The sequence below is a fragment of the Rhodopseudomonas boonkerdii genome (assembly GCF_021184025.1).
Lineage (GTDB): Bacteria > Pseudomonadota > Alphaproteobacteria > Rhizobiales > Xanthobacteraceae > Tardiphaga > Tardiphaga boonkerdii.
Genome location: NZ_CP036537.1, coordinates 1,599,378 through 1,623,702, shown reverse-complemented (window position 1 = coordinate 1,623,702; position 24,325 = coordinate 1,599,378). Strand labels below are relative to the sequence as shown.

General features: G+C 61.9%; 25 protein-coding genes. 18 read left to right on the top strand and 7 right to left on the bottom strand.

The window, feature by feature from the left end; all coding sequences use genetic code 11:
• Positions 1-5 precede the first annotated feature (5 nt).
• Positions 6-1,202, bottom strand: coding sequence for a tRNA 2-thiouridine(34) synthase MnmA (gene mnmA, locus E0H22_RS07595; protein WP_233025041.1), 1,197 nt, complete (start codon positions 1,200-1,202; stop codon positions 6-8).
• Positions 1,203-1,524: 322 nt separating this feature from the next.
• On the opposite strand from mnmA, the gene E0H22_RS07590 reads away from it, so the two are divergent.
• The 8 genes from E0H22_RS07590 to flbD all read left to right on the top strand — a co-directional run bounded on the left by E0H22_RS07590 (position 1,525) and on the right by flbD (position 9,590).
• Entirely contained in the window at positions 1,525-3,027 is a 1,503-nt protein-coding gene (locus E0H22_RS07590; protein WP_233025040.1) for a flagellar hook-length control protein FliK, read from the top strand.
• 10 nt (positions 3,028-3,037) lie between these two features.
• Entirely contained in the window at positions 3,038-3,739 is a 702-nt protein-coding gene (locus tag E0H22_RS07585; RefSeq protein WP_233025039.1) for a flagellar hook assembly protein FlgD, read from the top strand.
• A 266-nt stretch (positions 3,740-4,005) separates the two neighbouring features.
• Positions 4,006-4,281: a CtrA inhibitor SciP gene (gene sciP / locus E0H22_RS07580; RefSeq protein ID WP_002714638.1), complete on the top strand. Its 276-nt coding sequence runs from the start codon at positions 4,006-4,008 to the stop codon at positions 4,279-4,281.
• Between the two features lie 170 nt (positions 4,282-4,451).
• Positions 4,452-6,074 carry a flagellar basal-body MS-ring/collar protein FliF gene (gene fliF / locus E0H22_RS07575; protein ID WP_233025038.1) on the top strand — a complete coding sequence of 541 codons (1,623 nt, stop codon included), beginning with the start codon at positions 4,452-4,454 and terminating at the stop codon, positions 6,072-6,074.
• A gap of 5 nt (positions 6,075-6,079) precedes the next feature.
• Positions 6,080-7,171 (top strand): flagellar motor switch protein FliG, encoded by a 1,092-nt coding sequence (gene fliG, locus E0H22_RS07570; RefSeq protein WP_233025037.1) that lies wholly within the window; start codon positions 6,080-6,082, stop codon positions 7,169-7,171.
• On the top strand, positions 7,171-7,791 hold the full coding sequence (locus tag E0H22_RS07565) for a FliH/SctL family protein (RefSeq protein WP_233025036.1): 621 nt from the start codon (positions 7,171-7,173) through the stop codon (positions 7,789-7,791). The genes fliG and E0H22_RS07565 overlap by 1 nt, the downstream gene beginning before the upstream one ends.
• A gap of 19 nt (positions 7,792-7,810) precedes the next feature.
• Positions 7,811-8,152, top strand: coding sequence for a flagellar motor switch protein FliN (gene fliN / locus E0H22_RS07560; RefSeq protein WP_233025035.1), 342 nt, complete (start codon positions 7,811-7,813; stop codon positions 8,150-8,152).
• Positions 8,153-8,204: 52 nt separating this feature from the next.
• Positions 8,205-9,590, top strand: a complete 1,386-nt coding sequence (gene flbD / locus E0H22_RS07555) for a sigma-54-dependent transcriptional regulator FlbD (protein WP_233025034.1) — start codon at positions 8,205-8,207, stop codon at positions 9,588-9,590.
• 148 nt (positions 9,591-9,738) lie between these two features.
• Here flbD and E0H22_RS07550 read toward each other — a convergent pair whose 3' ends face one another.
• Both E0H22_RS07550 and E0H22_RS07545 read right to left on the bottom strand, forming a co-directional pair.
• The gene (locus E0H22_RS07550) at positions 9,739-9,894 is read right to left on the bottom strand and encodes a hypothetical protein (RefSeq protein WP_233025033.1); all 156 of its coding nucleotides are present in this window, start codon (positions 9,892-9,894) and stop codon (positions 9,739-9,741) included.
• A complete protein-coding gene (locus E0H22_RS07545; protein ID WP_233025032.1) occupies positions 9,891-10,277 on the bottom strand; it encodes a DUF4345 domain-containing protein in 387 nt (128 codons plus the stop codon). The genes E0H22_RS07550 and E0H22_RS07545 overlap by 4 nt, the downstream gene beginning before the upstream one ends.
• Positions 10,278-10,446: 169 nt before the next feature.
• Here E0H22_RS07545 and E0H22_RS07540 point away from each other — a divergent pair, with 169 nt between their 5' ends.
• The 6 genes from E0H22_RS07540 to E0H22_RS07515 all read left to right on the top strand — a co-directional run bounded on the left by E0H22_RS07540 (position 10,447) and on the right by E0H22_RS07515 (position 14,558).
• Positions 10,447-11,556 (top strand): ATP-dependent DNA helicase, encoded by a 1,110-nt coding sequence (locus E0H22_RS07540; RefSeq protein WP_233025031.1) that lies wholly within the window; start codon positions 10,447-10,449, stop codon positions 11,554-11,556.
• 113 nt (positions 11,557-11,669) lie between these two features.
• Positions 11,670-12,065: a BA14K family protein gene (locus E0H22_RS07535; protein ID WP_233025030.1), complete on the top strand. Its 396-nt coding sequence runs from the start codon at positions 11,670-11,672 to the stop codon at positions 12,063-12,065.
• Positions 12,066-12,323: 258 nt separating this feature from the next.
• Positions 12,324-13,037, top strand: coding sequence for a peptide-methionine (S)-S-oxide reductase MsrA (msrA, locus tag E0H22_RS07530; protein ID WP_233025029.1), 714 nt, complete (start codon positions 12,324-12,326; stop codon positions 13,035-13,037).
• A gap of 36 nt (positions 13,038-13,073) precedes the next feature.
• On the top strand, positions 13,074-13,487 hold the full coding sequence (msrB, locus tag E0H22_RS07525) for a peptide-methionine (R)-S-oxide reductase MsrB (RefSeq protein WP_233025028.1): 414 nt from the start codon (positions 13,074-13,076) through the stop codon (positions 13,485-13,487).
• Positions 13,488-13,643: 156 nt separating this feature from the next.
• Complete coding sequence (locus E0H22_RS07520) at positions 13,644-14,024, top strand: hypothetical protein (protein WP_233025027.1); 381 nt, start codon at positions 13,644-13,646, stop codon at positions 14,022-14,024.
• A 255-nt stretch (positions 14,025-14,279) separates the two neighbouring features.
• Positions 14,280-14,558: a hypothetical protein gene (locus tag E0H22_RS07515; RefSeq protein ID WP_233025026.1), complete on the top strand. Its 279-nt coding sequence runs from the start codon at positions 14,280-14,282 to the stop codon at positions 14,556-14,558.
• Positions 14,559-14,603: 45 nt separating this feature from the next.
• On the opposite strand, the gene E0H22_RS07510 is transcribed toward E0H22_RS07515, so the two are convergent.
• Positions 14,604-15,137 (bottom strand): DUF4112 domain-containing protein, encoded by a 534-nt coding sequence (locus E0H22_RS07510; protein WP_233025025.1) that lies wholly within the window; start codon positions 15,135-15,137, stop codon positions 14,604-14,606.
• A 169-nt stretch (positions 15,138-15,306) separates the two neighbouring features.
• On the opposite strand from E0H22_RS07510, the gene E0H22_RS07505 reads away from it, so the two are divergent.
• Entirely contained in the window at positions 15,307-15,819 is a 513-nt protein-coding gene (locus E0H22_RS07505) for a PAS domain-containing protein (protein ID WP_233025024.1), read from the top strand.
• A gap of 25 nt (positions 15,820-15,844) precedes the next feature.
• On the opposite strand, the gene E0H22_RS07500 is transcribed toward E0H22_RS07505, so the two are convergent.
• The 3 genes from E0H22_RS07500 to E0H22_RS07490 all read right to left on the bottom strand — a co-directional run bounded on the left by E0H22_RS07500 (position 15,845) and on the right by E0H22_RS07490 (position 20,146).
• A complete protein-coding gene (locus E0H22_RS07500) occupies positions 15,845-17,077 on the bottom strand; it encodes a GGDEF domain-containing protein (RefSeq protein ID WP_233025023.1) in 1,233 nt (410 codons plus the stop codon).
• Between the two features lie 267 nt (positions 17,078-17,344).
• On the bottom strand, positions 17,345-18,163 hold the full coding sequence (locus E0H22_RS07495) for a lytic murein transglycosylase (protein ID WP_233025022.1): 819 nt from the start codon (positions 18,161-18,163) through the stop codon (positions 17,345-17,347).
• 810 nt (positions 18,164-18,973) lie between these two features.
• The gene (locus tag E0H22_RS07490) at positions 18,974-20,146 is read right to left on the bottom strand and encodes an isovaleryl-CoA dehydrogenase (protein ID WP_233025021.1); all 1,173 of its coding nucleotides are present in this window, start codon (positions 20,144-20,146) and stop codon (positions 18,974-18,976) included.
• Between the two features lie 215 nt (positions 20,147-20,361).
• On the opposite strand from E0H22_RS07490, the gene E0H22_RS07485 reads away from it, so the two are divergent.
• From E0H22_RS07485 to E0H22_RS07475, 3 genes are read left to right on the top strand one after another with little or no spacing between them, the layout of a single operon-like run.
• Positions 20,362-21,642 carry a cytochrome P450 gene (locus tag E0H22_RS07485; RefSeq protein WP_233025020.1) on the top strand — a complete coding sequence of 427 codons (1,281 nt, stop codon included), beginning with the start codon at positions 20,362-20,364 and terminating at the stop codon, positions 21,640-21,642.
• Positions 21,643-21,675: 33 nt separating this feature from the next.
• Positions 21,676-22,947, top strand: a complete 1,272-nt coding sequence (locus E0H22_RS07480; protein WP_233025019.1) for a cytochrome P450 — start codon at positions 21,676-21,678, stop codon at positions 22,945-22,947.
• 60 nt (positions 22,948-23,007) lie between these two features.
• Entirely contained in the window at positions 23,008-24,183 is a 1,176-nt protein-coding gene (locus tag E0H22_RS07475; RefSeq protein ID WP_233025018.1) for an acyl-CoA dehydrogenase family protein, read from the top strand.
• Positions 24,184-24,325: the final 142 nt, after the last annotated feature.

Sequence of the window (24,325 nt, the reverse complement as noted above, 5' to 3'; positions counted from 1 at the left end):
AACTCTTAGACGCGCATCGCTGCGACGTCGGCGACATTAGCATCGCGATTGGCCGCGCCTAAAGAGCTTTTCGCCGCAGCGCTCTTGATGAATCCACCGCCGAGCACGCGGGCCTGTCCGCTCTGCGCGTCATAGAACACACAGGCCTGGCCGGGCGACACCCCCTCCTCGCCGCCGACCAGCTCGACCTCGTAACCGCCATTGACGACGCGCAGCCAGGCCGGCTGTGGCGGGCGTGTCGAACGCACGCGAACAAAGATTTCGAGGCCGTTGCCGATGGCCGCGTCGATGGAACCGCCGCCGATCCAGTTGACGTCGCGCAGCGCGATCCGGTGCATGCGCAGCGCCTCGCGCGGACCGACCACGACACGGCGCGCCTCCGCATCGAGGCGGATCACATAGAGCGGCGCCGAGGACGCGATGCCGAGGCCGCGGCGCTGGCCGACAGTGAAATGAGCGATGCCGTGATGGCGGCCGATCACGTGCCCGTCGGTATCGACGATGTCACCAGGCTCCATGGCATTGGGCTTCAGGCGTTCGACGATATCGGTATAGCGGCCGGTGGGTACGAAGCAGATGTCCTGACTGTCGTGCTTGTCGGCAACCGAGAGCCCGAATTGCCGCGCGAGTTCGCGCGTCTGCGGCTTGCTCATGTCGCCGAGCGGGAAGCGAAGATAGTCGAGCTGCTCCTGCGTGGTCGCGAACAGGAAGTAGCTCTGGTCGCGATCGCTGTCGGCCGCGCAAACCATGCTGCGCGATCCATCGGCGAGACGACGCGACGCTACATAATGTCCAGTGGCGAGCGCCTGCGCACCGAGTTCTCGTGCAGTCGCCAGGAGATCCTTGAACTTCACCGAGCGATTGCACTCGATGCACGGCACCGGCGTTTCGCCGAGTGCGTAGCTCGCGGCAAAATTGTCGATCACCTGCTCGCGAAACTTGGACTCATAATCCAGCACGTAATGCGGAATCCCGATCCGCTCCGCCACATCGCGCGCATCGTGAATGTCCCGCCCGGCACAGCACGCCCCCTTGCGATGCATCGCGGCGCCATGATCGTAAAGCTGCAAGGTGATGCCGACGACGTCATAACCTTGCGACTTCAACAGCGCCGCCGTGGCCGACGAGTCGACGCCACCGGACATGGCGACGACAACCCGCGTGTCCTCCGGACGACCTTCGAGATCGAGACTGTTGAGCATGGTTCAAGGCCATGAGCTGTGACCGCCCCGGATAAAACCGAGACGATCGGGAAAACATGAGGCAATCCCGGAACTTAACTGAAGTCCGACGATGGCTGGAATGATGCACTTTAATATAGGCGGCCTTGATCTCAATCAATCGCGGCAGGCCGTCTGCGAACGGCAAATCTTGCCGCCGGGCAGAAACGGAGGGGCGGACTGACACCCGGAACAGATGTCGGAACCGACATAACCTATTGAAATATATGAAATATGTGTAGTGGCAGATCGCTGGCCCGGTCCTTGCTGAAAGAGAGCTGGAACCGTTCTCGAAAGGCCGCCCGTGGTTAGCGTCTCGTCCGATATCGCCTCGAACCTCTCGCCGCAGTCCGCGCGCGCTAAATCTGCACGCGACGAGACGCCGTCCGTATCGGGATACTTCGGTTCGCTGGTCGAACAGAACAGCCCCAGTGCAGACATCTCCCCTGCCCCGGCGGCCCGCCCTGACGTCCCGGCCCCCGCTCGACGCGACGATCGCCCAGCTGCGGATCGCCCGAAAGCCGCCGATCGTCGCGATGATCGCGCCACATCGTCGCCGCAAGACCGCCGCACGGAAGCCGCAACGGGCGCGACGCGAACCGACAAAACCTCACGCAAAGACGACAAGCCGTCGAAATCCGATCAAGCCTCTGATTCAAAAGCCGATTCGACTGAAGGTCACAAGAATGCCGCAAGCGACGACTCCTCCGCGACCGACGACGCGGATTCGGACATCGTCGCACAGACAGTGGCGCCTGAGATCGTGCCGGTTGCCGTCGCAGCCTCCAACGCACCGGCCACCGATGCGACCGCTGCTGCCGGCGTGACGCCCGACACGACCGGCAACTCGCAACCGCTCGCCATCGCCGCTGCCGCTGCTTTGAAAGCCAAGCTCGACGCCGGTGAGGCCGCCGCGCCCGAGGCCAGCGCTCTGCCGGCTGAGGCTCCCGCCGAAGCCGAAGCGAAATTCGCCGCCATGATCGCGGGCGCGACGCCGGCTGCCGCCAAGGGTTTGAAGAAGATCGAAGGCGGCGAAACGACAAAGACTGCGATCACGTCCGCCGGTGACGCAAAGCCAGACGGCAAGACTGACGTTTCTGCATCAGCTACGCCTGCCGATGGCGCCGTCGCTTCAAAGCCAACGACCGAAGCCAAGACAGATCAGCCTGCAAACCCGGCCCCGAAACCGGATGCCACCGCTACGGCAAAGACCGATACGAAGCCCACGGCGGAGCAAACCCACACGCATCGCATCGAGCAGGCGCCGCAGACGGCTTTACTCGATCAGGCCGCGCCGCTGCCGCAGCCAACGCATCTGCAGACAACCAACAACATCGCCGCCGCTCAGCAGCTTCAGCCACAAGTCGCCGCCAATCCACCAGTGCCGCTATCCGGCGTCGCCGTCGAGATCGCGCAATCGGCCAAGGCCGGCAAGACGTCGTTCGACATCCGCCTCGATCCCGCCGAGCTCGGTCGCATCGATGTCCGCCTCGAAGTGGACAAGCATGGCAATGTCACCTCGCATCTCACGGTCGAGAAACCGGAGACGCTGACCATGCTGCGCCAGGATGCGCCGCAATTGCAGCGCGCGCTCGAACAGGCCGGCCTCAAGACCAATGACAGCGGCCTGCAGTTCTCGCTGCGCGATCAGTCTCCGCAGCAACAACAGCAACAGAATGGCGATCAGTCCAGCCGCCATGCGCACCGCCTGACCATCAATGACGACGACACCGTCACCGTGGCCCCTTCAGCACGTGGTTACGGCCGCATGTATGGCGCCAATGGCGGCGTCGACATCAGTATCTGAGGAGTGAACCATGGCAGTGGACCCAACGATCTCCAGCCCCGTCGTCTCCGGTACCTCGACGAACACGAGTTCGAGCACCAACGCGAGCGCGACAACAGGCATCGCGGATAACTTCCAGACCTTCCTGACGCTGCTCACCACGCAGTTGCAGAACCAGAACCCACTCGACCCGCTCGATACCAACCAGTTCACTCAGCAGCTCGTACAGTTCGCCCAGGTCGAACAACAACTGAAGTCGAACGACTACATGAAGTCGCTGGTCGAGATGGAGAAGTCGACGCAAGCGACACAGGCGCTGGTCTATGTCGGCAACAATGTCGCCGTCGATGGTTCGACCGCACAGTTCAAGACCTCGGCGACCTGGAACCTGCTAGCGGACAAGGACACCACGGCGCAGATCAGCATCACCAATGCGGCCGGCAGCGTCGTCTATTCCGGCAACTACTCGATCAAACAGGGCAATGCGAGCTTCGTCTGGGATGGCAAGGGCAATGACGGCGTGCAATATCCCGAAGGCTCATACACGCTGACGGCGACCGGCAAGGACAACAACGGCAAGGACGTCGCGATCTCGACAGAGGTGCAGGGCATTGTCGACTCCGTCGATCTGTCAGCCAGTCCGGCGCTGCTGTCGATCAATGGCAGCAACTATACCGTCGACAAGATCAAGCGCGTGGTGCGCCCGACGACGACGCCAACCCCGACCACGTAATCCTAACGCGATCGTAGGGCGGATTAGGCCAAGCCGTAATCCGCCGACCGAGGTCATGGCTGAACTTCCGCGGCGGATTACGCTTCGCTAATCCGCCCTACGGTATACGGCCGGGTTGCGAGCAACCGCCCTCCCCTTTGCCAAATCGTCAACAAACCCTTTCATAAAGTCTATTCGCATTGGAGTTGTGGGATTAGTCATATTTTAAGCCGGCGGGCGTAGTTTGTTTCTGTGAGTTCAGTGGTTAAGAGTAGTGTGAGTAAGCCATGACAGAACCCCATCGCCCGAGGGTCAAATACGTCATCGGGCCTGACGGCAGCCCATTAACTATTGCCGATCTGCCCGCGCCGGGAACGAAGCGCTGGGTGATCCGCCGCAAGGCCGAAGTCGTTGCCGCTGTCCGCGGTGGCCTTCTCTCTCTGGAAGAAGCCTGCAGCCGCTACACGCTGACCGTGGATGAGTTCCTGTCCTGGCAGTTCTCCATCGACCAGCACGGTCTGGCCGGCCTGCGGACTACCCGCATCCAGCAGTATCGCCAGTAAACAACATCTTAACGGTTCGAATTCGATGAAAACCGGCTTTCTCTTGGGAAGCCGGTTTTTGCCGTTTGGCGAATATGTGGCGAGACGTTAACCCACGTTAACCAACTGGAAACCATACCTCGGCAAAATTTGCCCAGTCGGTCTCGGAGACCGAATCTCAGGGGCCAGTTGTGCAGAGTCTGATCAGTTTTCTCAAAGGTCTCGGCGCCGCGCGCCTGGCAGCGATGTTCGCCGTCACAGTCGCGCTGGTCGGCTTCTTCGCCTTCATCATCATGCGCGTGACGACGCCACAGATGACCACGCTGTTCACCGACCTGACAGTCGAGGACTCGTCGGCGATCATCAAGGACCTGGAACGCCAGGCCATCCCCTATGAGATCAAGAATGACGGCGCGGCCATCATGGTGCCGAAGGACAGGGTCACCCGTCTGCGGATGAAACTGGCCGAAGGCGGCCTGCCCAAAGGCGGCGGCGTCGGCTACGAGATCTTCGACAAGTCGGACTCCCTCGGCACAACCAGTTTCGTCCAGAACATCAATCACTTGCGTGCCCTGGAAGGTGAGCTCGCCCGCACCATCCGGGCGCTCGACCGGGTGCAGTCCGCCCGTGTCCATCTGGTACTTCCCGAACGTCCGCTGTTTTCGCGCGAGGCTCCTGAGCCTTCGGCCTCGATTGTCGTCCGCGTCCGCGGCACGCTCGACCAACAGCAGGTCCGAGCGATCCGTCACGTGGTCGCCTCGGCCGTCAACGGACTGAAGCCGAGCCGCGTTTCCATCGTCGACGAGGCCGGCCAACTCCTTGCCGACGGCGCCGCCGATCCCACCTCGGAGGGTGCCACCGGCGACGAACGCCGCACCGCCTTCGAGAAGCGGATGCGCAACCAGGTGGAGGCGATCGTTTCCTCGGTGGTCGGCTCCGGCCGCGCCCGGGTCCAGCTCACCGCTGATTTCGACTACAACAAGGTGACCCAGACCTCCGACAAGTTCGACCCTGAAGGCCGGGTGCTGCGCTCCAGCCAGACTCGCGAGGAGCAATCGGTCACCGGCGAGCGCGATGGTCAGGTCACGGTCAACAACGAGCTTCCCGGCAATCAGCCCCAGGGCAACGCGCCCAACAATGCAAAAGACCAGAGCAAGAAGTCGGAAGAGACCAACAACTACGAAATCTCCCGCATCACCAAGACCGAGGTGACCGAAGCCGGCCGCGTCAATCGCATCTCGGTGGCGGTGCTGGTAGACGGCAGCTACAGCAGGAACGAAAAGGGCGAGCTGATCTATGCGCAGCGCCCAAAGGAAGAGCTCGATCGGATCGCCGCCCTCGTCCGCTCCGCCATCGGATTCGACCAGAAGCGCGGCGACCAGGTCGAAGTGGTCAATCTGAAATTCGCAGAAGGCCCTGCCATGCCGCCGGCGGCCGAACCCACCGGCCTGTTCGGCAATCTGCAATTCACCAAGGATGACGTGATGAACGTCATCGAGCTCGGCGTGATGATGCTGCTCGGCCTCGTTGTCGTCTTCATGGTCGTCCGCCCGCTGGTCCGCCGCATCCTCACCCCGGAGACACCGTCTACCGCTCTGGCGCCGCCCCCCGGCATGATGGCGCTGCCCGAGAATGTCACGGTAGGCGCGGACGGACAGACTCTCGTCGCCGCAACCGGCACCAACATGATCGACGTCGCCACCATTCAGGGCCAGGTTCATGCCCAGTCGGTGCACCGCGTCGGTGAATTGGCAGACCGCAATCCCAATGAAACCGCAGCTATCATTCGTCAGTGGCTGCAGGAGCCGGCATAACCCCGATGGCAGCTGTTCCCGCAACCACAGGCGACAACACCAGCGACATCCAGAGCGTCGTCGCCGGCCTTGCCGCGCGTCAGGCGGGGCGCGCGCCGACCAAGCCGCTGAGCGGCCCCAAGCGCGCCGCCATCCTGATGCTGGCGCTGGGCGAGAAATATGGCGGCAAGGTGTGGTCGCTGCTCGATGACGACGAAGTCCGCGAACTCTCCGCCCACATGTCGAGCCTAGGCACTATCGAGCCGGAAACGGTCGAAGACCTGATGCTCGAATTCGTGTCGCGCATGTCGGCATCCGGTGCGTTGATGGGCAATTACGACGCCACCGAACGGCTGCTGACCCAGTATCTTCCGGCTGAGCGCGTCACCGGCATCATGGAAGAAATTCGCGGCCCGGCCGGCCGCAACATGTGGGAGAAGCTCTCCAACGTGCAGGAAGAGGTGCTCGCCAACTATCTGAAGAACGAATATCCGCAAACCGTTGCGGTGGTGCTGTCGAAGCTGAAGCCGGAACATGCCGCCCGCGTGCTCGGCATCCTGCCGGAAGAACTGGCGCTCGACGTCATCAACCGCATGCTGAAGATGGAAGCCGTACAGAAGGAAGTGATCGAGCGCGTCGAGCAGACACTCCGCGTCGAATTCATGTCCAACCTGTCGCAGACCCGCCGCCGCGACGCCCATGAGGTGATGGCCGAAATCTTCAACAATTTCGACCGCCAGACGGAGACACGCTTCATCACCTCGCTGGAAGAAGACAACCGAGAGGCTGCCGAGCGTATCAAGGCGCTCATGTTCACCTTCGACGATCTGATCAAGCTTGATGCCGGCTCGGCACAGACGTTGATGCGCAATATCGACAAGGACAAGCTCGGCATCGCGCTGAAGAGCGCGAATGAAGAAGTCCGCGCCTTCTTCATGAGCAACATGTCGTCGCGCGCCGCCAAGATGCTGACCGACGACATGGCCGCACTCGGCCCGGTGCGTCTGCGCGATGTCGACGAGGCGCAGGCGCTGCTGGTGAACCTTGCCAAGGATCTCGCCGCCAAGGGTGAAATCGTGCTGACCAAGAACCGTGCCGACGACGAGCTGGTGTATTGATGGCCGCTCCCGCAAAATTCCTGTTCGATACCGACTTCGCGGTGCCGGATCGCGGCCGTGCTCCGGTGATCACGCCGGCGGAGATGGCCGAAAGGATCGCCCAGGCGGAAGCCAATGCCTATCGCGCCGGCTTCGATGCCGCACAGCGCGAAGCGAAGATCGAAGCAGACCGCCGCATGGCTCTCGCGCTCGAGCAGATCGGCATTGCCGCGACGACCGTCGCGCAAAGCGTGGACGGCATCGAGGCTAAAATGGAGACTGAGGCGGTCGATGTCGCCATCGCCGTCGCGCGAAAACTGTGCACCGAACTGATGGCGCGAGAACCGCTCACCGAGATCATGGCACTGGTGCATGACTGCTTCCGCCACCTGGTCGCCACGCCGCATCTCGTGATTCGCGTCAATGATGCCCTGTACGACGAAGCAAAAGAGCGGATCGAGAAGCAGGCGAAGCAGAGCGGTTTCGCCGGACGCCTCGTTATCCTTGCGGCTCCCGAGATCGAGAACGGCGACTGCAAGATCGAATGGGCAGACGGTGGCGTGGTGCTGAACCGTGCCTCCATCGACGTCAAGATCAATGAACTCGTCGGGCGCTATATGGCGTCCCGCAATCAGGCCTGAGCGCCGAGAGGACTGAACCATGAGCGATCCGCAGGTGCCGCTGCCCGATCTCAATGCCGGCGATCCGATGGTGACCGGCGATGTCGGTTACGCCGACGAGGAACATGTCACGCGCATCGCCGCAGATCTGGAAGCGGTGTTCGACGTGCCTGTGCAGGTCTCTGCAGTGCTCGGGCGCTCCAAGATGGACGTGGGCGATTTGCTCAAGCTTGGACCCGGCACCGTGCTCGAACTCGACCGCCGCGTGGGCGAAGCGATCGACATTTATGTGAACAATCGCCTGGTGGCGCGCGGCGAAGTCGTGCTGGTCGAGGAAAAGCTCGGCGTCACCATGACCGAAATCATCAAGGCCGACAATTAACGGATTCTTGCCCGCGGCTGCGGCGCATAGCGAGAGATAACAGGAGATCACCATGCGGCTTCTCATCGTCGGCACATTGAAGGGCCAGCTTACGACAGCGACCAAGATCGCCATGGATAACGGTGCCTCGGTGGTGCATGCCGAGAGCCTCGATCAGAGCATGAACGTCCTGCGATCGGGCAAGGGCGCCGACCTTCTGCTGGTCGATGTCGCGCTCGACATCCGCGATCTCGTCATGCGGCTCGAAGCCGAGCATATCCATGTGCCGATCGTGGCCTGCGGCATCACCAACGATGCACGCGCCGCCGTCGCGGCGATCCATGCCGGCGCCAAGGAGTACATCCCGCTGCCGCCGGAGCCCGAGCTGATCGCCGCCGTGCTCGCGGCGGTCGCCAACGACTCGCGCGACCTGATCTTCCGCGACGAGGTGATGGGCCGTGTGGTGAAACTGGCACAGCAGATCGCGGGCTCCGATGCTTCGGTGATGATCACCGGCGAAAGCGGCACCGGCAAGGAAGTGCTGGCGCGCTACGTGCACAACCGCTCCAACCGCGCCAAGAAACCGTTCATCAGCATCAATTGCGCGGCGATCCCCGAGCATCTCCTGGAATCCGAACTGTTCGGCCATGAGAAGGGCGCCTTCACCGGCGCCATCGCGCGCCGTATCGGCAAGTTCGAGGAAGCCACCGGCGGCACGCTTCTACTGGACGAAATCTCGGAAATGGACGTGCGCCTGCAGTCCAAGCTGCTGCGCGCGATCCAGGAGCGGGTGATCGACCGCGTCGGCGGCACCAGACCGGTGCCGGTGGACATCCGCATCATCGCGACGTCGAACCGCAATCTCTCCGACGCCGTGAAGGCCGGCACGTTCCGCGAGGATCTGCTGTTTCGCCTCAACGTCGTCAATCTGAAGATCCCGGCGCTGCGCGATCGCCCGGCTGACATTCTCGAACTGGCCCAGCATTTCGCGAAGAAGTATGCCGAGGCCAATGGCGTGCCAGTGCGTCCGCTCTCCGCGGAAGCGCGCCGCATCCTCACTGGCAATCGCTGGCAGGGCAATGTACGCGAGCTGGAAAACACCATTCACCGCTCGGTGCTGATGTCGTCGGGCGACGAGATCGGCGCGGATGCGATCCTGACCCCGGACGGCGATCGCCTCGATCACACCAAGGCCTCGCCGGCGGTGGCACACGCAACGATGGCCGCCGAACAGGTGACGCGCGCGCTGGTCGGCCGCACGGTGGCGGATGTGGAGCGCGACCTTATTCTCGAAACGCTGAAGCACTGCCTCGGCAACCGGACGCATGCAGCGAATATCCTCGGCATCTCGATCCGCACATTGCGCAACAAGCTCAATGAATATGCCGATGGCGGTCTACCGATCACTCCGGCAGGTGCCGGCAGCGGCGATTATCGCGGGATGATGGGGGCGGCATAATACTCGTTGCCGCGCCCGTTGATCCTCACCTTGTCATCACCCGCGAAAGCGGGTGATCCAGTACATGGCGACGTTCCAGCTCTATCACGACCTTTAATGTCTACTGGATCGTCCGGTCAAACCGGACGACGACGAATCGTGCAGCCAGCTACGAATAGCTCGGCGCATCCTGCTTGCGGAAGATCTTGATGGGATCGCCGGGCATCAGATCGGGCTTGCGCCACATATTGTAAGCGAACAGCGCGAGATAGGCGATCGACAGCGCACCGACGATATAGATTGCCCAGACACCGAAACGCTTCACGCCAGCGCCCCACGCCGCACCAGACGGCGGTGCCACAACCAAATCAGCGGAACGACGATCAATTCCCCGATCAGGCTAACCAAGAGGCCCACCGTCGGGAAGCCATGGCCAACCACCGCCAGGAGACGCCCGACGGCGCCGAACATCAGGATGAAGGTGACCACAGCAATCCGTTCGCCGCGCTTCTCGACCTGCGGGATCGCCGACCAATAGATCAAGCCGGCGGCGATCAGCACGCCCTTGATGAACCGCACGTAGCCTTCCAGAGTGACACCGACCGTGATACCCGCGAGGCTGGTGCCGAACAAGACGCCGGAAAGACCGAACAGCATGGCAACGAGGCCGACGATCGCCAGCGCGATTTGAAGCAGTCTGCGTTCCAAGGGCCGTCTCCTCACTCAACCGCCCATAACTGGAACATCGCAGGCGTCCGGGCAAGCCGTCAGGACGGGCATATTGCCGCCGGAACCGACGCGCTTGCACCCGCTGCCCGAATGGTTAGCTTCTGGGTTTGAGTCGCGGCCGGATCCGTCGCGCCCCTTCCGAGATACCATGACCAGTTTCACCCCGCATCAGGATGCCGCGCTGAAAGCCGTAGGCGCTTGGCTGAAAGCCAAGCCCGGTACTGGCAGCACACCGCAGGTCTTCCGCTTGTTCGGCTTCGCCGGCACCGGCAAGACCACGCTGGCACGTCATATCGCCGAGGGCGTCGATGGCGATGTGAAATTCGCCGCCTTCACCGGCAAGGCGGCGCTGGTGATGCGCAACAAGGGCTGCCACGAGGCCTCAACCATCCATTCGTTGATCTATCGCGCCCGCGAGAGCGGCGAGGAAACGCCGAATTTCGAACTCTGGGACGACGCACCGGCGTCCAAGGCCAAGCTGATCATCGTCGATGAATGTTCGATGGTGGACGCCGAGCTCGGCCGCGACCTGCTTTCCTTCGACTGTCCGCTGCTGGTGCTCGGCGATCCCGCGCAGCTGCCGCCAATCCAGGGCGGCGGTTTCTTCACCGCGAGCGAGCCGGACGCGATGCTCACCGAGGTACATCGCCAGGCAGAACACGATCCGATCGTGCGCATGTCGATGGATGTGCGCGAAGGCCGGCCGCTCTCGCTCGGCACCTTCGGCGACAGCGAGGTCGTTTCGCGAAAATCGCTCGATCCGGAGCGGGTGATGGCGGCGGACCAGGTGCTGGTCGGCCGCAACAATACGCGCCGCGCCTACAATATGCGCGTGCGCGAAAAGCTCGGCCTCACCGACCCCCTGCCCGTTGCCGACGATAAACTCGTCTGTCTGCGCAACAACCGCAAGAAGGCGCTCTTTAACGGCGGCCTATGGCGCGTGCGTGCCCGGGCGACGTCGAAGTCTGCCATCGTCACCATGCGCATCATGCCGGATGAGGATTTTGGCGGGAAGGTCACGAAGGTCTCCGTGCGTGCCGATTGCTTCACCGGCGGTGTCGAGACGCTGCCGTGGGAGCAGCGCAAGCCCTACGACGAATTCGACTACGGCTATGTGCTCACCGTGCACAAGAGCCAGGGCTCGCAATGGGACGATGTGGTGCTGTTCGACGAGAGCTTTGCGTTCCAGGACAGCCGCGCGCGATGGCTCTATACGGGCATCACGCGCGCCGCCAAGCGATTGAGCATCGTGGTATGACCACCACCGCGCGAACTGCGCGCGAATGCCGCAGGAACTAAATGTCTTTGCCCTGAAACCGTCGCGTCCTTAAGACGTTGATCTCACTTCTCACCTTCCATGCAGGAGTCGAAATGCGATTGATGAAGTCCGCCGCCGCCGTCGTTCTTGCCGGCATGACCGCCGTGTCGTTCGCGGCTCCCGCCGCGTCCGCGCCTTTGATGACCCAGAGCGCGATCAGCCAGGCCGCTGTGAGCCATAACGCCCCGGCCGTCGAGCAGGTGCAGTATTATCGCCGCCATTACCATCATCACGGTTATCACGGCGGCTATCGCCGCGGCCCGAGTGCCGGCGCCGTCATCGGCGGCCTTGCCGCAGGCGCCATCATCGGCGGCGCCATTGCAGCCAGTCAGGCGCAGGCCGCCCAGCAGCAACAGAACCATGCCTACTGCGCGCAGCGCTATCGATCCTATGATCCAGCCTCGGGCACCTATCTCAACAAGAACGGCATGCGTTACGCCTGCCCGTAAGACCCGTCGACGTTTCCCATCCGACGAAGCCGCGAGACGCCCGTCTCGCGGCTTTTTCATTGTCCGGCCGCCTACTGGTCTCCATCTCTTGCCAATGCGGATTGAGGATAGAGTGTCTCACGAAACCGTGTGCCACAGCCTGTAACGCGCCCGGCCGGTGTTCGTATCTCCAGTGACCGCCCATCGCGCTGACCATTGCCAGCCGGTGCCGTCGGGCTAGACTGCCGATACCGGCACACGACACCAAGAGGATCCGCTATGCGCTCTCTGTTCAGCCGTCTCACGTTCGCCGCCGTGGCCGGCGCCCTTGCCGCCAGTTCCGCTCTGGCTACGCCAACCTTTGCATCCGAAGAGGCCGTGGTCATTCCCGCTCCCGCCACGGATGCGCAGGCGGCGGATGGCATCCAGACCGCCGTGATCGCGGGCGGTTGTTTCTGGGGCGTGCAGGGCGTCTACCAGCATACGGGCGGCGTGGTCAGCGCTGTGTCAGGCTATTCTGGTGGCAGCAAGGCAAACGCCAATTATAACGCCGTGAGCTCCGGCTCCACAGGCCATGCCGAGGCCGTCGAGATCAAATACGACCCGAAGCAGATCAGCTACGGCAAGATCCTCCAGATCTATTTCTCGGTCGCTCATGATCCGACCCAGCTGAACCGCCAGGGCCCGGACACCGGCACCCAGTATCGCTCGGAAATCTTCGCCACCACGCCGGAACAGAAGAAGGTTGCGGAAGCCTATATCGCTCAGCTGAATGCGGCCAAAGTCTACAAGAAGCCGATCGTCACCAAACTGGGGATGTTGCAGGCATTCTATCCAGCCGAGGCCTACCATCAGGACTACCTGACGCTTCACCCCAATCAACCCTATATCGTCTACAACGACCTGCCGAAGATCGAGAATCTCAAGAAGATCTTCGCCGGGAATTTCATCGAGAAGCCGACACTGGTGAATGCGGCAAAGGCCACGAACTGACGTGGCTCCGCACTGAGCGGTCGAACTGGAGGCATGATGTCCGATACCAAATCCACTGCTGACAAGATTGTCAGAAGCGAAGCCGAATGGCGGGCCCAGCTTACGCCGATGCAGTATGCGATCCTGCGCGAGAAGGCGACCGAGCGGCCGTTCAGTGGAGAATACGAGTTCACCGAAACGCCAGGCACCTATGTCTGCGCGGGCTGCGGACAGACGCTGTTCGAGTCGGATGCGAAATTCGATTCTGGCTGCGGCTGGCCGAGCTTCACGCAGCCATCACGAGAAAGTCATGTCGATGAAGAACAGGACTACAGCCACGGCATGATCCGCACGGAAGTGCTGTGTTCCAAGTGCGATGGACATCTCGGACACGTGTTCAACGATGGTCCCGGCCCCACCGGGTTGCGATACTGCATCAACTCCGCTGCCTTGAAACTGCAGCCGAAGTAACTAAGTACACATCATTGAAAGACATGTTCGCCCCGCGTCACCCAAAGGAGACGTGGGGCGCTTCTGTCCTGAACCCCGATCACTGCCTTCAATCTGCCCATGCCGTTTCGGCATGCACGACGTTAAGCACAAGAAATCCCAAGAAACTGAAATCCGATGTCTGTCCGCTCCAACCGTCTGCTGCTTGGTATCGCACTTGCGGGTCTCATTCTTGAGAGCGTGGTGTCGCATCCTGCATTCGCGACTTCGAAAGTCTCGTTGTTCAAGGTGATCACCGCAAAGGACGAGATCGTTATCGGTCTTGACGACGATCAGCTCGCGACTTTCGATGCGAAGAATGCCGGTGGCGTTGCCAAGCACCTCGCGGAGAAGGGCACGCTGACCGCCTGGCAATATGGCGTCCGTAAAGCAGAGGCCGGCGCGCTCGAACAGGCCCCGCTGCGCCAGATTGGGCTGTTTTCCAATGACGCACTGCGCGTGGAACCCTATACCACGCCGCTCAAGGTCGTGCCGCTGCCGGACACGACCGGCCAATGATCGAACATGCTGAGAACCGGCAGGCTTAACGCCCGCAGCTCAACTTCACCTAAACTACTGCGAATAAACGATTATTACACGATTACCTTTACCTGTGCGAGCTGTGCCATGCGCAGTTCCGGGTGTCGCTTTCCCGCGAAACGTGCTTATATACGAACCTGTCCTGACATCTTGTCCGCCTCGGCCCGGCCGTCAAAGTTGGCCGCCTCGCGAGTGACAGCCATTTTCGTTGCGTAACAGATGAGGTCCCCCACCATGGCAGCATTCAGCTACAATGCCTCCGCAGAACTCTTTCCCGCTGCGATCCGCAAGAAGAAGCGTGCGGGTTTCGCCTATCGTCGTTTCGATACGGCTGCAGCTGCGGTTCAATTCGCAATGGAGGAGCTGCCGGCAGATTCGCTGAACGGCGCCTATCTGCAGGTTGATGAAGCCCGTTTCGACCAGCGCGGCATCCGCACCCTCTATGAAAGCGAGCACTTCCCGCTCGAGCGTCGTGCACGCCCGGAAGAGACGAACGACGCCGACGCGGCGTAAATCAATCCGACGCGCCCCTGCGCCGAGACCGGGCGAATATCGGCCTCAGAGTCTCGGCTGCTTATCCAGCCAGTTCCGCAGCATTTTGACGTTGCGGACATTGGCGCGGAACATGACGTCGAACGCATCGCCGACAAACGGCACGATGCCCACCGCACCATCGATCGCGACATTGCCCAACATCCGCGCCGTGATGTGCCACGGAGCGCCGAGCGCGCGCGCTTCGCGCACCAGCCATAGCGAGATGGCCGTTGTGATAATGTCGCCTACGACCGGGATAAGGCCGATCAGACCGTCGATGCCGTAGCGAATCTTGGTTCCCGGAACGATGAATGCCACATCGAGCAGCTGCGCAATGGCCTCCAGCTGCGCAATGCGCTGTTCACGCGTCAGCGGCTGAAACGGATTGGCGCCACCCTGCCCCAGATCGAAGCGGAATCCCTGCCCGTTAAACCCTTGCCCGCCGAAACCGAGTTCGTCGGGACGGATTTCGCGCCCGTCCTGATCGATGATCGGACCATGGCCGGCCGCAGCGGCCCGTGGACCTTTGGATTGTGTGAAGGTGCGTTCGTTCGACATGGCACTCACATGGGAGCGTTCAACAGGCGACGCAAGCGGCATCGCGTCGCGCCTTATCGAGGCGTCGCGCATCGGGAAATCGCTTGGCGAACATTGAACTGGCCTGCGATCGCGGTATGTTTTTGCTGCCGGGGCGAACTTCAGACAAACACAGGACGTGGGGCTGACAATGCGGCGACCGTTAGGGGACGTATGCCTGGACATCGCCAGCTTTGCGCGGGAGCGCAAGCACGAATTCCTGTCCTACATTCTCCGCCTGGCGGCTGCCGAGGCCTACAAATCCGCCGCCGAAGACGATGCATTCGAATTGCCGATGGCGCGCAAGCTGGCGGCACGCGAACTGATCGCCGGGATCTGGGACTGGGACATCAGCAACAACCGCAACCATCTCGATGCCAGCGCGGCCAATTTCTTCGGTGTGGACCCGGAACGCGCAGCGCGCGGCATGCCCAATGAGCACTATCTCCACGCCATTCATCCCGACGATATCGCACGCTTGCAGGCTGCGGTCGCATCCTCCATGCGGCTCGGCGGCATTTTCGAATGCGAGTACCGGCTGATCCGAAACGACCGAATCCACTGGGTGTTGGCCCGCGGCAGTTGCACGCTCGATCGCCATGGCCGCCCGGTGCGCTTTCCCGGCGCATTGATCGACATTACCCACGACAAGGCGATGAACTGATGCCTCTATTGGATCGGACCCGGCCTCATGCGGCGCTGATGCGGGCCCGCTCGATCATGGCATCCATGTCGAAATCCGGCGCCATCGACGGCGAGTCGGTCTCGTAGACGGCATAGCGGTTCTTGCCGTCGTTCTTCGCCACATAAAGCGCCTGATCAGCGGCGGCGATCAAGCGTTCCGGATACTGGCCGATCCGCGTCCCCCATTGCGCGACGCCGATGGAGGCCGCGATCTGAGCTTCGCCAGGCATGCAGGCGGCCGCATCGGCGCGGCAGGCATCGAGAATACGATGCGCGATCGATGCGGCTTCGGACAGCGTCGTCGACGGCAATACGACACAGAACTCGTCGCCGCCGGAGCGCGCCAGCAGATCGCCGGGGCGCAGCTTGCTCTGGGTCATCAGCGTAAAGTGACGCAGGCAATCGTCGCCGGCCGCATGGCCGTGACCGTCATTGATTTCCTTGAAGCCATCGAGATCGATCGCCAGCAGCGCAAACGGCTTTTGCGTGCGATGCGCGAGCGCGCATTCTTCCGCAAGGCGCTGCACGAGATGACGACGATTGGCGACGCCGGTGAGATCGTCCACCAGCGCGAGCTCGGCAACCTCGTCGCGCAGGCGGTCGATGGCCATCACGAGGAATCCGAAATTCCAAGACATCGTGAGGAAGACCAGCACCAGCAGAAGCACGGCCTGCACCTCGTTCAGCTCGACGAAGCCGATCGAGCCGCCCGACTCCAGAAGACCGCACAAAGAGCGGACCACATGGGTTACGATCACCAGCACGGCGAGCGTGGCTGACAGCCAGCCGCCGGCGGTGCGACGGCCATTGCTGCGTGTCAATGTCAGCGGAATCGTGCCGGCAACCGAGATCGACTGCACTGCCGCATAGATGGCGATACGCATGGCGATGCTGTCGTGCCAAATCGTGAAGAGCACGAGGCCGGCGACGCCAGTACCGATCAGCGCAAATTGCAGCCGCCAGCCTGGCGGACGGTCGTAGAAACGGCTGACGCCCATCACGGCAAGGCTGGTGGCGAGCAGCAGCAGCCCGTTGCCGACGACGATCGGGACAATCGGAGGGACTCCGAACGTGCGCAACAGCGAGATCGCCATACCGACGGCTGCAATGAACGCCGCCGCGGCCCAGTAGCGGGCCGACGGCAGGTTGGGATAGCTGCGGGCCACATAGGTCCACACCACTCCCAACGCGAGAAAATTGACGTCGAACACCGTGAGCAGCGTCGGTACGTTCAGCATGGAGGCATCCCCACTGGCTGTACGGCGCGTTTCCATAGGCTGAGTTTGATCGCTGTCATCCCGCAGATCTGCCGTTCCAATGAAGCCGCAAATTGCGACCGCGAGGCTTAACGGAGTCTCACTGGCACGCGATAATCCACACCGTGGTTGGGAAAGGATGAAGGAGCAGAAGCAACCTTTCCTTAACCACGGCACGCCGGCGCGTTCGCCAGGCGATCACATGCGATGCCAAGTAATTGGCCGCGCAAGAAAAAAACAGCTGCTTGATCAACCGCCGGCCGCGAGGCGATCGGCGAAGTAGCCGATGGTCTTGCGATAGATCGTGGCCCTGTTCCATTCGCGCATGGCCTCGAAATTGGCAGTGCCTTCACCATAAGGCTGACCGTTCTTGAAGCCCGCGGTCTTCAGGAGGTTCGCAGTCGAGGCCAGAACGTCCGGCACGGAGTGCCGGAGATCGACATGGCCGTTGCCGTCGAAATCGACGCCATATTTGATGTAGCTCGACGGCAGGAATTGCGTCTGTCCGATTTCGCCGGCATAGGCGCCGACAAGATCCGACTGCGGCAGGTCCCCGCGCTGCAGAATCTTCAGCGCCGCCAGCAACTCTCCCTGGAACAGTTCGGTACGGCGGCAGTCATGCGCCATGGTGGTGAGCGTCCGGATCACCGGCATCTTGCCGAGGTCGCCCTTGCCGAAATCCGACTCCAGACCCCAGATCGCCACCACGATCTGCGGCGGCACGCCGAAACGCTGTTCGATACGCGACAGCAGCGAGGCATGACGCTGCATCATCTGCAGGCCCATCTTGATGCGCCCGGCACCGACGCGCGTCGCCACATATTGCTCGAAGGTCTTGTTGAAGGTGCCGCGCTGGCGGCGATCGAAGGACAGCACCGCCTGGTCCTGGGTGACGCCGGCAAAAGCCTGCTGGATCACGCCCTGTGAAATGCCGGCTGCGGCCGCCTCTTGCGACATCTGCGCGACAAAGCCCTGAAAATCGCCGCCACATCTGGCGGCGTGAGACGGCGTGACGATAGCGGCTGAGGCAATCGATAGAGCGGCAATGGCGGCGAGGCGAAACGACATGAAAATCCTGCCCGGTTGCGGTGATCCAGTATGACCGCGCAAATGTGGCACGATGGATGTGTCGGAACAACGGCATGCTTGCTTCTCTCTCTGAATGGAGAGGCAGATCACGCGCTGCGCGGGCGTGACATCCTGATCAACATGTCAAACAGCCCCGTGATGTCTGAAATCATGCGCTCGCATTCTCGCGGCGCTTGCGCGTCCGAGGTGTGAGCAGGTCTCCCCTCGAAGACATGAGAGGAGGCGGCACGCCGCCAGGCGCGAGGGGTGGTTTCTGACGCTGCTCCTGCCTGCCGGATCGCCGGCAAACCTGAGCCGCGCAACGCCTGACGGCGTGCCACCGCGACGGTTTTTGGCCGAGGGACCGTGCTTCCGGGTACTGGAAGCTGGCAGGTGCCCTGCCATCGGACCGGCTTTCGCCAGCCGTCATCCGCACCCGTCCAGCCGCAAGCGGCAGAGCCCCGTAGTGGGCCCGGACGGTGACCCCAGGCCTCCCGAGTGCGAGGGATACGTCCTCCCCCGCCCGCAGGCGCCGCATCCTGTCCCGCTCAAAGACGCCTCATGAGAGCGCCCCTCGCGAACAAGACGGGAGGGATATAGGGCAATGAGAGGAATATTGTCAAGAACAAAACAGGAACGACATGCTGCGTCATTCCGGGGACGAACCGGCGCCGCCGGCGGCGGGGCGAAGCCCGGCATCCTGCAGTGGCGGTCACCTCTGCCCTCGCGCGAGGAGGGAGGTGATCCTCACTTCGAGGTTCCGGGTTCGCTCGCTATCGCGAGCGCCCCAGGAGGACGCGCGCGTCGCCCCTAGCCGCTCTTCGCAAACAGCTCACGCCCGATCAGCATGCGGCGGATCTCGCTCGTCCCCGCGCCGATCTCGTACAGCTTGGCGTCGCGCAGAAGCCGCCCGGTCGGATAGTCGTTGATGTACCCATTGCCGCCGAGCAGCTGGATCGCATCCAGCGCACATTGCGTGGCGCGTTCGGCGGCATAGAGGATGGCGCCGGCGGCATCCTCGCGCGTGGTCTCGCCGCGGTCGCAAGCTTTCGCCACCGCATAGACGTAAGCGCGCGAGGCGTTCATGGTCACATACATGTCCGCCACCTTGCCCTGCACGAGCTGGAAGTTGCCGATCGGCTCGCCGAACTGCTTGCGCTCGTGGACATAGGGCATCACGACATCCATGCAGGCCTGCATGATGCCCAGCGGCCCGGCCGCCAGCACCGCGCGTTCGTAATCGAGGCCGGACATCAACACGTTGACGCCCTTGCCGACCTGCCCCAGCACGTTCTCTTCCGGCACTTCGCAATCGACGAAAACCAGCTCGGACGTATCCGAGCCGCGCATGCCGAGCTTGTCGAGTTTTTGCGCGGTCGAAAATCCCTTCATCCCCTTCTCGACGATAAAAGCGGTGATGCCGCGCGGGCCACCATCGGGATCGGTCTTGGCATAGACGATCAGCGTCTGCGCCACCGGGCCATTGGTGATCCAGAACTTGCTGCCGTTGAGGACGTAGCGATCACCCTTCTTGTCGGCGCGTGTCTTCATCGACACCACGTCCGAGCCGGCGCCGGGCTCCGACATCGCCAATGAGCCGACATGCTCGCCGGAAATCAGCCCCGGCAGATATTTGCGCTTCTGCGCGTCATTGCCGTTACGGCGAAGCTGATTGATGCAGAGATTGGAATGCGCGCCATAGGACAGGCCTACCGATGCGGACGCGCGCGAAACCTCCTCCATGGCGATGACATGTTCGAGATAGCCGAGCCCGGCCCCGCCATATTCTTCCTCCACGGTGATGCCATGCAGGCCGAGATCACCGAGCTTCGGCCACAGATCGATCGGGAACTGGTTGCTCTTGTCGATGGCCTCGGCGCGCGGCGCGATCTCGTTCTGCGCGAAATCGCGCACCGTCTCGCGGATCGCTTCCGCGGTCTCGCCGAGATCGAAGTTGAACATGGGTTGGGCGTTCGGGATCATGGGACAGCCTCCGGTCACGTCGATATTATTGCGCGCGATGCGCGTGTTTGTCCCATTGAAGACAGCAAATACATTGGCAAATCAACCATCTCGGTTCGTCCGAAAGTTGTAGCCGTACTTGCGTCGTTCGGCATTCCGGCATCTAATTGGACGCAATAAAGACACCGCGACGCAAGACGGTGTGCACCAGGGACGAAACGAAACCGGGGATTGTCATGCACGGGACAATTGAGACCGAACGCAAGCTCGAATCCGATCATGCGCTGCGCCAGCGCCACGCGCGCGAGGCCGCTTACGCGACGCCGCTCGAAGATTTCGATCCCGGCAATCCCGAACTGTTCCGCGACGATACGTTCTGGCCCTATTTCGAACGGCTCCGCCGCGAAGACCCGGTGCATTACTGCAAGGACAGCATGTTCGGGCCGTATTGGTCGGTGACGAAATACAACGACATCATGTCGGTGGAAACCAATCACGCCACCTACTCGTCTGCCGCGGCTTTCGGCGGCATCACCATTCGCGATGCCCCCGTGAAATTTCGCCGGCCCATGTTCATCGCCACAGATCCGCCGCATCACAGCGCCCAGCGCAAAACCGTGGCGCCGATGTTCGCGCCCCACCACATGGACGAACTGTCGGGGATGATCCGCGAGCGCACCGCGCGGGTGCTGGACTCCCTGCCCCGCAACGAGACCTTCGACTGGGTCGACCGCGTCTCGATCGAACTGACCACACAGATGCTGGCGACCCTGTTCGACTTCCCGTGGGAAGACCGCCGCAAGCTCACCCATTGGTCCGACGTCGCCACCATGCTGCCGCCGACAGCGGAGGCCGAAGAACAGCGCCAGAAGGAACTGCGCGAATGCGGCGAATATTTCGGCCGGCTGTTTCAGGAGCGCATGAGCGCGCCGCCGAAGAGCGACCTGCTGTCGATGATGGCGCATAGCGAAGCCACCCGGAATCTCGATCCGGAGAATTTTCTCGGCAACATCATTCTGCTGATCGTCGGCGGCAACGACACCACACGCAATTCCATGTCCGGCGGCGTCTATGCGCTGAACCAGTTTCCGGAGCAGTACGACAAGCTGCGCGCCAATCACGCGCTGATCGACAGCATGGTGCCGGAGATCATCCGCTGGCAGACACCGCTCGCGCATATGCGACGCACGGCGATCGCCGATACCGAGCTCGGCGGCAAGCAGATCAAGAAGGGCGACAAGGTCGTCATGTGGTACGTCTCCGGCAATCGCGACGAGGAGATGATCGAGCGACCGGACGAGTTCATCATCGACCGCGAACGGCCCAATCGCCACCTTTCCTTCGGATTCGGCATCCACCGCTGCGTGGGCCTGCGCCTTGCCGAACTGCAATTGAAGATCGTGTGGGAGGAAATCATGAAACGCTTTGAGCGCATCGAGGTCGTGGAGGAGCCGCACCGGGTCTTTTCCAGCTTCGTGAAGGGCTACGAGACGCTGCCCGTCCGTATCCCCAGCTAATCCATTCACACGACACGCGAGAGAGCCGCCGCCATGAACATCCAGAACCGTATCGATCCCGATAAAGCGACCCGCGACCGCATCGCGCGCGAGCTGGCCTATTCGATGCCGCTAAAGGATTTCCATCCAGGCGCACCGAAGCTGTTCGCGACCGATACGCTGTGGCCGTTCTTCGAGCGCCTGCGCGCCGAGGAGCCGGTGCATTACTGCACCAATGCGCCCATCGAACCCTACTGGTCGGTGACCAAGTACAACGACATCATGAAGGTGGACACCAGCCACGGCATCTTCTCGTCGGACTCAAAGCTCGGTGGCATCGGCATTCGTGACGAGCCCGAAGGCTATAGCTGGCCGAGCTTCATCTCCATGGACGAGCCGAAGCACACGCCGCAGCGCAAGACCGTGACGCCGATGTTCACCCCCGAACATCTCGACGAACTGGCAAAGCTCATTCGCACGCGTACCTGCAAGGTGCTGGACGGCCTGCCCCGCAACGAAACCTTCGACTGGGTCGATCGCGTTTCCATCGAACTGACCACACAGATGCTGGCGACCCTGTTCGACTTCCCGTTCGAGCAGCGCCGCAAGCTGACGCGCTGGTCGGATGTCGCCACCGCGCTGCCCAAGAGCGGCATCGTCTCGTCCGAAGAAGAGCGCCGCCGGGAGATGAACGAGTGCTTCGCCTATTTCCAGACTCTCTGGAATGAGCGGGTAAATTCCGAACCACGGAACGACCTGATTTCCATGATGGCGCATAGCGACGCGACGCGCTTCATGGATCCCGACAACCTGATGGGCAACATGATCCTGCTCATTGTCGGCGGTAACGACACCACCCGCAACACGATGACCGGCTCGGTGCTCGCGCTCAACGAGAATCCCGACCAGTATCAGAAGCTCCGCGACAATCCGGCGCTGATCGAAACCATGGTGCCCGAAGTGATCCGCTGGCAGACGCCGCTGGCGCATATGCGCCGGACAGCACTGCAGGATACCAATCTGGGCGGAAAGGAAATCAAGAAGGGCGACCGCGTCGTCATGTGGTATGTCTCCGGCAACCGCGACGACGAAGTCATCGAGCGGCCGAACGAATTCATCATCGACCGCAAACGGCCCAAGATCCATTTGTCATTCGGTTTCGGCATACACCGCTGCGTGGGCATGCGCCTGGCGGAGTTGCAATTGAAGATCGTTTGGGAGGAAATACTGAAACGGTTCGAAAACATCGAAGTTGTGGGGGAACCCAAGCGCGTGTATTCGAGCTTCGTCAAAGGCTACGAGCATCTTCCGGTCAGAATTACGTAAGGCCGAGAATTTCGCAGCCGGTCAGGATTACGTAATTTCCCCTCAAGAAGAGAAGCCTCCTTGACGAAACATGCTGCCGCTGAAGCGGACGAATTTGCTGATATCCGCGACGCCGTCGCCAAGCTTTGCGCGCAGTTTCCCGGCGAATACTGGCGCAAGCTCGATCGCGAAATGGCCTATCCCAAGGCCTTTGTCGATGCGCTGACGGAAGCGGGTTACCTCTCGGTGCTGATCCCCGAGGAGTATGGCGGCTCAGGCCTGAAGCTGTCGGCGGCAGCAGCGATCCTGGAAGAGATCCAGCGCGCCGGCTGCAATGGCGGCGGCTGCCATGCCCAGATGTACACGATGGGCACGGTGCTGCGTCATGGCAATGACGAGCAAAAAGCCAAGTGGCTGCCGAAGATCGCCACCGGCGAAGTCCGCCTGCAGGCCTTCGGCGTCACCGAGCCGACCTCGGGCACCGACACATCCTCATTGAAGACGGTGGCGAAGAAGGACGACAACGGCGACTACGTCGTCAACGGCCAGAAGATCTGGACCAGCCGCGCCGAATATTCCGACCTGATGGTGCTGCTCGCCCGCACCACGCCGAAGGAACAGGCCGCAAAGCGCACCGACGGTCTGTCGGTGTTCCTGGTCGACATGAAGGAGGCCAAGAAGAAGGGCCTCGAAATCCGCCCGATCCGCACGATGATGAATCATGCGACCACCGAAGTGTTCTTCACCGACATGAAGGTGCCGAAGGAAAACCTGATCGGCGAAGAGGGCAAGGGCTTCCGCTATATCCTCTCCGGCATGAATGCCGAGCGCATCCTGATCGCGAGCGAATGCGTCGGCGATGCAAAATGGTTCATCGCCAAGGCGTCAGCCTACGCCAAGGAGCGCCAGGTGTTCGGCCGTCCGATCGGCCAGAACCAGGGCATTCAGTTCCCGATCGCCAAGGCCTACGCGAACATGCGCGCGGCCGAGCTGATGGTGAAGGAAGCGCTGCGCAAGTATGAAGCCGGCCTGGAATGCGGCGCCGAGGCCAATATGGCCAAGATGCTGGCGGCCGATGCGTCGTTCGAGGCGGCCAATGCCTGTATCCAGACCCATGGCGGCTTCGGCTTCGCCGAGGAATACGATGTCGAACGCAAATTCCGCGAGACGCGGCTGTATCAGGTGGCGCCGATCTCGACCAATTTGATTTTGTCGTTCGTGGCCGAGCATGTGCTCGGGATGCCAAGGTCGTATTGAGCTTCTTGTTTCACCTCCCCCCCCCCCGCGCGAAGCGAAGCTTCGCTAGAGGGGAGAGGTCGCCGCTTCTTAGCGGCGGGTGAGGGGGCGCCACACGCTCCGTCACAAAGACCCCTCACCCGCGCGCAAGTGCGCGCGACCT

What these genes read in the sequence shown, in the direction of transcription:
- mnmA (WP_233025041.1), bottom strand. Translation starts at nt 1,202, where the DNA reads ATGCTCAACAGTCTCGATCTCGAAGGTCGTCCGGAGGACACGCGGGTT.
- E0H22_RS07585 (WP_233025039.1), top strand. Translation starts at nt 3,038, where the DNA reads ATGGCAGTGGACCCAACGATCTCCAGCCCCGTCGTCTCCGGTACCTCG.
- sciP (WP_002714638.1), top strand. Translation starts at nt 4,006, where the DNA reads ATGACAGAACCCCATCGCCCGAGGGTCAAATACGTCATCGGGCCTGAC.
- fliG (WP_233025037.1), top strand. Translation starts at nt 6,080, where the DNA reads ATGGCAGCTGTTCCCGCAACCACAGGCGACAACACCAGCGACATCCAG.
- E0H22_RS07565 (WP_233025036.1), top strand. Translation starts at nt 7,171, where the DNA reads ATGGCCGCTCCCGCAAAATTCCTGTTCGATACCGACTTCGCGGTGCCG.
- fliN (WP_233025035.1), top strand. Translation starts at nt 7,811, where the DNA reads ATGAGCGATCCGCAGGTGCCGCTGCCCGATCTCAATGCCGGCGATCCG.
- flbD (WP_233025034.1), top strand. Translation starts at nt 8,205, where the DNA reads ATGCGGCTTCTCATCGTCGGCACATTGAAGGGCCAGCTTACGACAGCG.
- E0H22_RS07540 (WP_233025031.1), top strand. Translation starts at nt 10,447, where the DNA reads ATGACCAGTTTCACCCCGCATCAGGATGCCGCGCTGAAAGCCGTAGGC.
- E0H22_RS07535 (WP_233025030.1), top strand. Translation starts at nt 11,670, where the DNA reads ATGCGATTGATGAAGTCCGCCGCCGCCGTCGTTCTTGCCGGCATGACC.
- msrA (WP_233025029.1), top strand. Translation starts at nt 12,324, where the DNA reads ATGCGCTCTCTGTTCAGCCGTCTCACGTTCGCCGCCGTGGCCGGCGCC.
- msrB (WP_233025028.1), top strand. Translation starts at nt 13,074, where the DNA reads ATGTCCGATACCAAATCCACTGCTGACAAGATTGTCAGAAGCGAAGCC.
- E0H22_RS07520 (WP_233025027.1), top strand. Translation starts at nt 13,644, where the DNA reads ATGTCTGTCCGCTCCAACCGTCTGCTGCTTGGTATCGCACTTGCGGGT.
- E0H22_RS07515 (WP_233025026.1), top strand. Translation starts at nt 14,280, where the DNA reads ATGGCAGCATTCAGCTACAATGCCTCCGCAGAACTCTTTCCCGCTGCG.
- E0H22_RS07510 (WP_233025025.1), bottom strand. Translation starts at nt 15,137, where the DNA reads ATGTCGAACGAACGCACCTTCACACAATCCAAAGGTCCACGGGCCGCT.
- E0H22_RS07505 (WP_233025024.1), top strand. Translation starts at nt 15,307, where the DNA reads ATGCGGCGACCGTTAGGGGACGTATGCCTGGACATCGCCAGCTTTGCG.
- E0H22_RS07500 (WP_233025023.1), bottom strand. Translation starts at nt 17,077, where the DNA reads ATGCTGAACGTACCGACGCTGCTCACGGTGTTCGACGTCAATTTTCTC.
- E0H22_RS07495 (WP_233025022.1), bottom strand. Translation starts at nt 18,163, where the DNA reads ATGTCGTTTCGCCTCGCCGCCATTGCCGCTCTATCGATTGCCTCAGCC.
- E0H22_RS07490 (WP_233025021.1), bottom strand. Translation starts at nt 20,146, where the DNA reads ATGATCCCGAACGCCCAACCCATGTTCAACTTCGATCTCGGCGAGACC.
- E0H22_RS07485 (WP_233025020.1), top strand. Translation starts at nt 20,362, where the DNA reads ATGCACGGGACAATTGAGACCGAACGCAAGCTCGAATCCGATCATGCG.
- E0H22_RS07480 (WP_233025019.1), top strand. Translation starts at nt 21,676, where the DNA reads ATGAACATCCAGAACCGTATCGATCCCGATAAAGCGACCCGCGACCGC.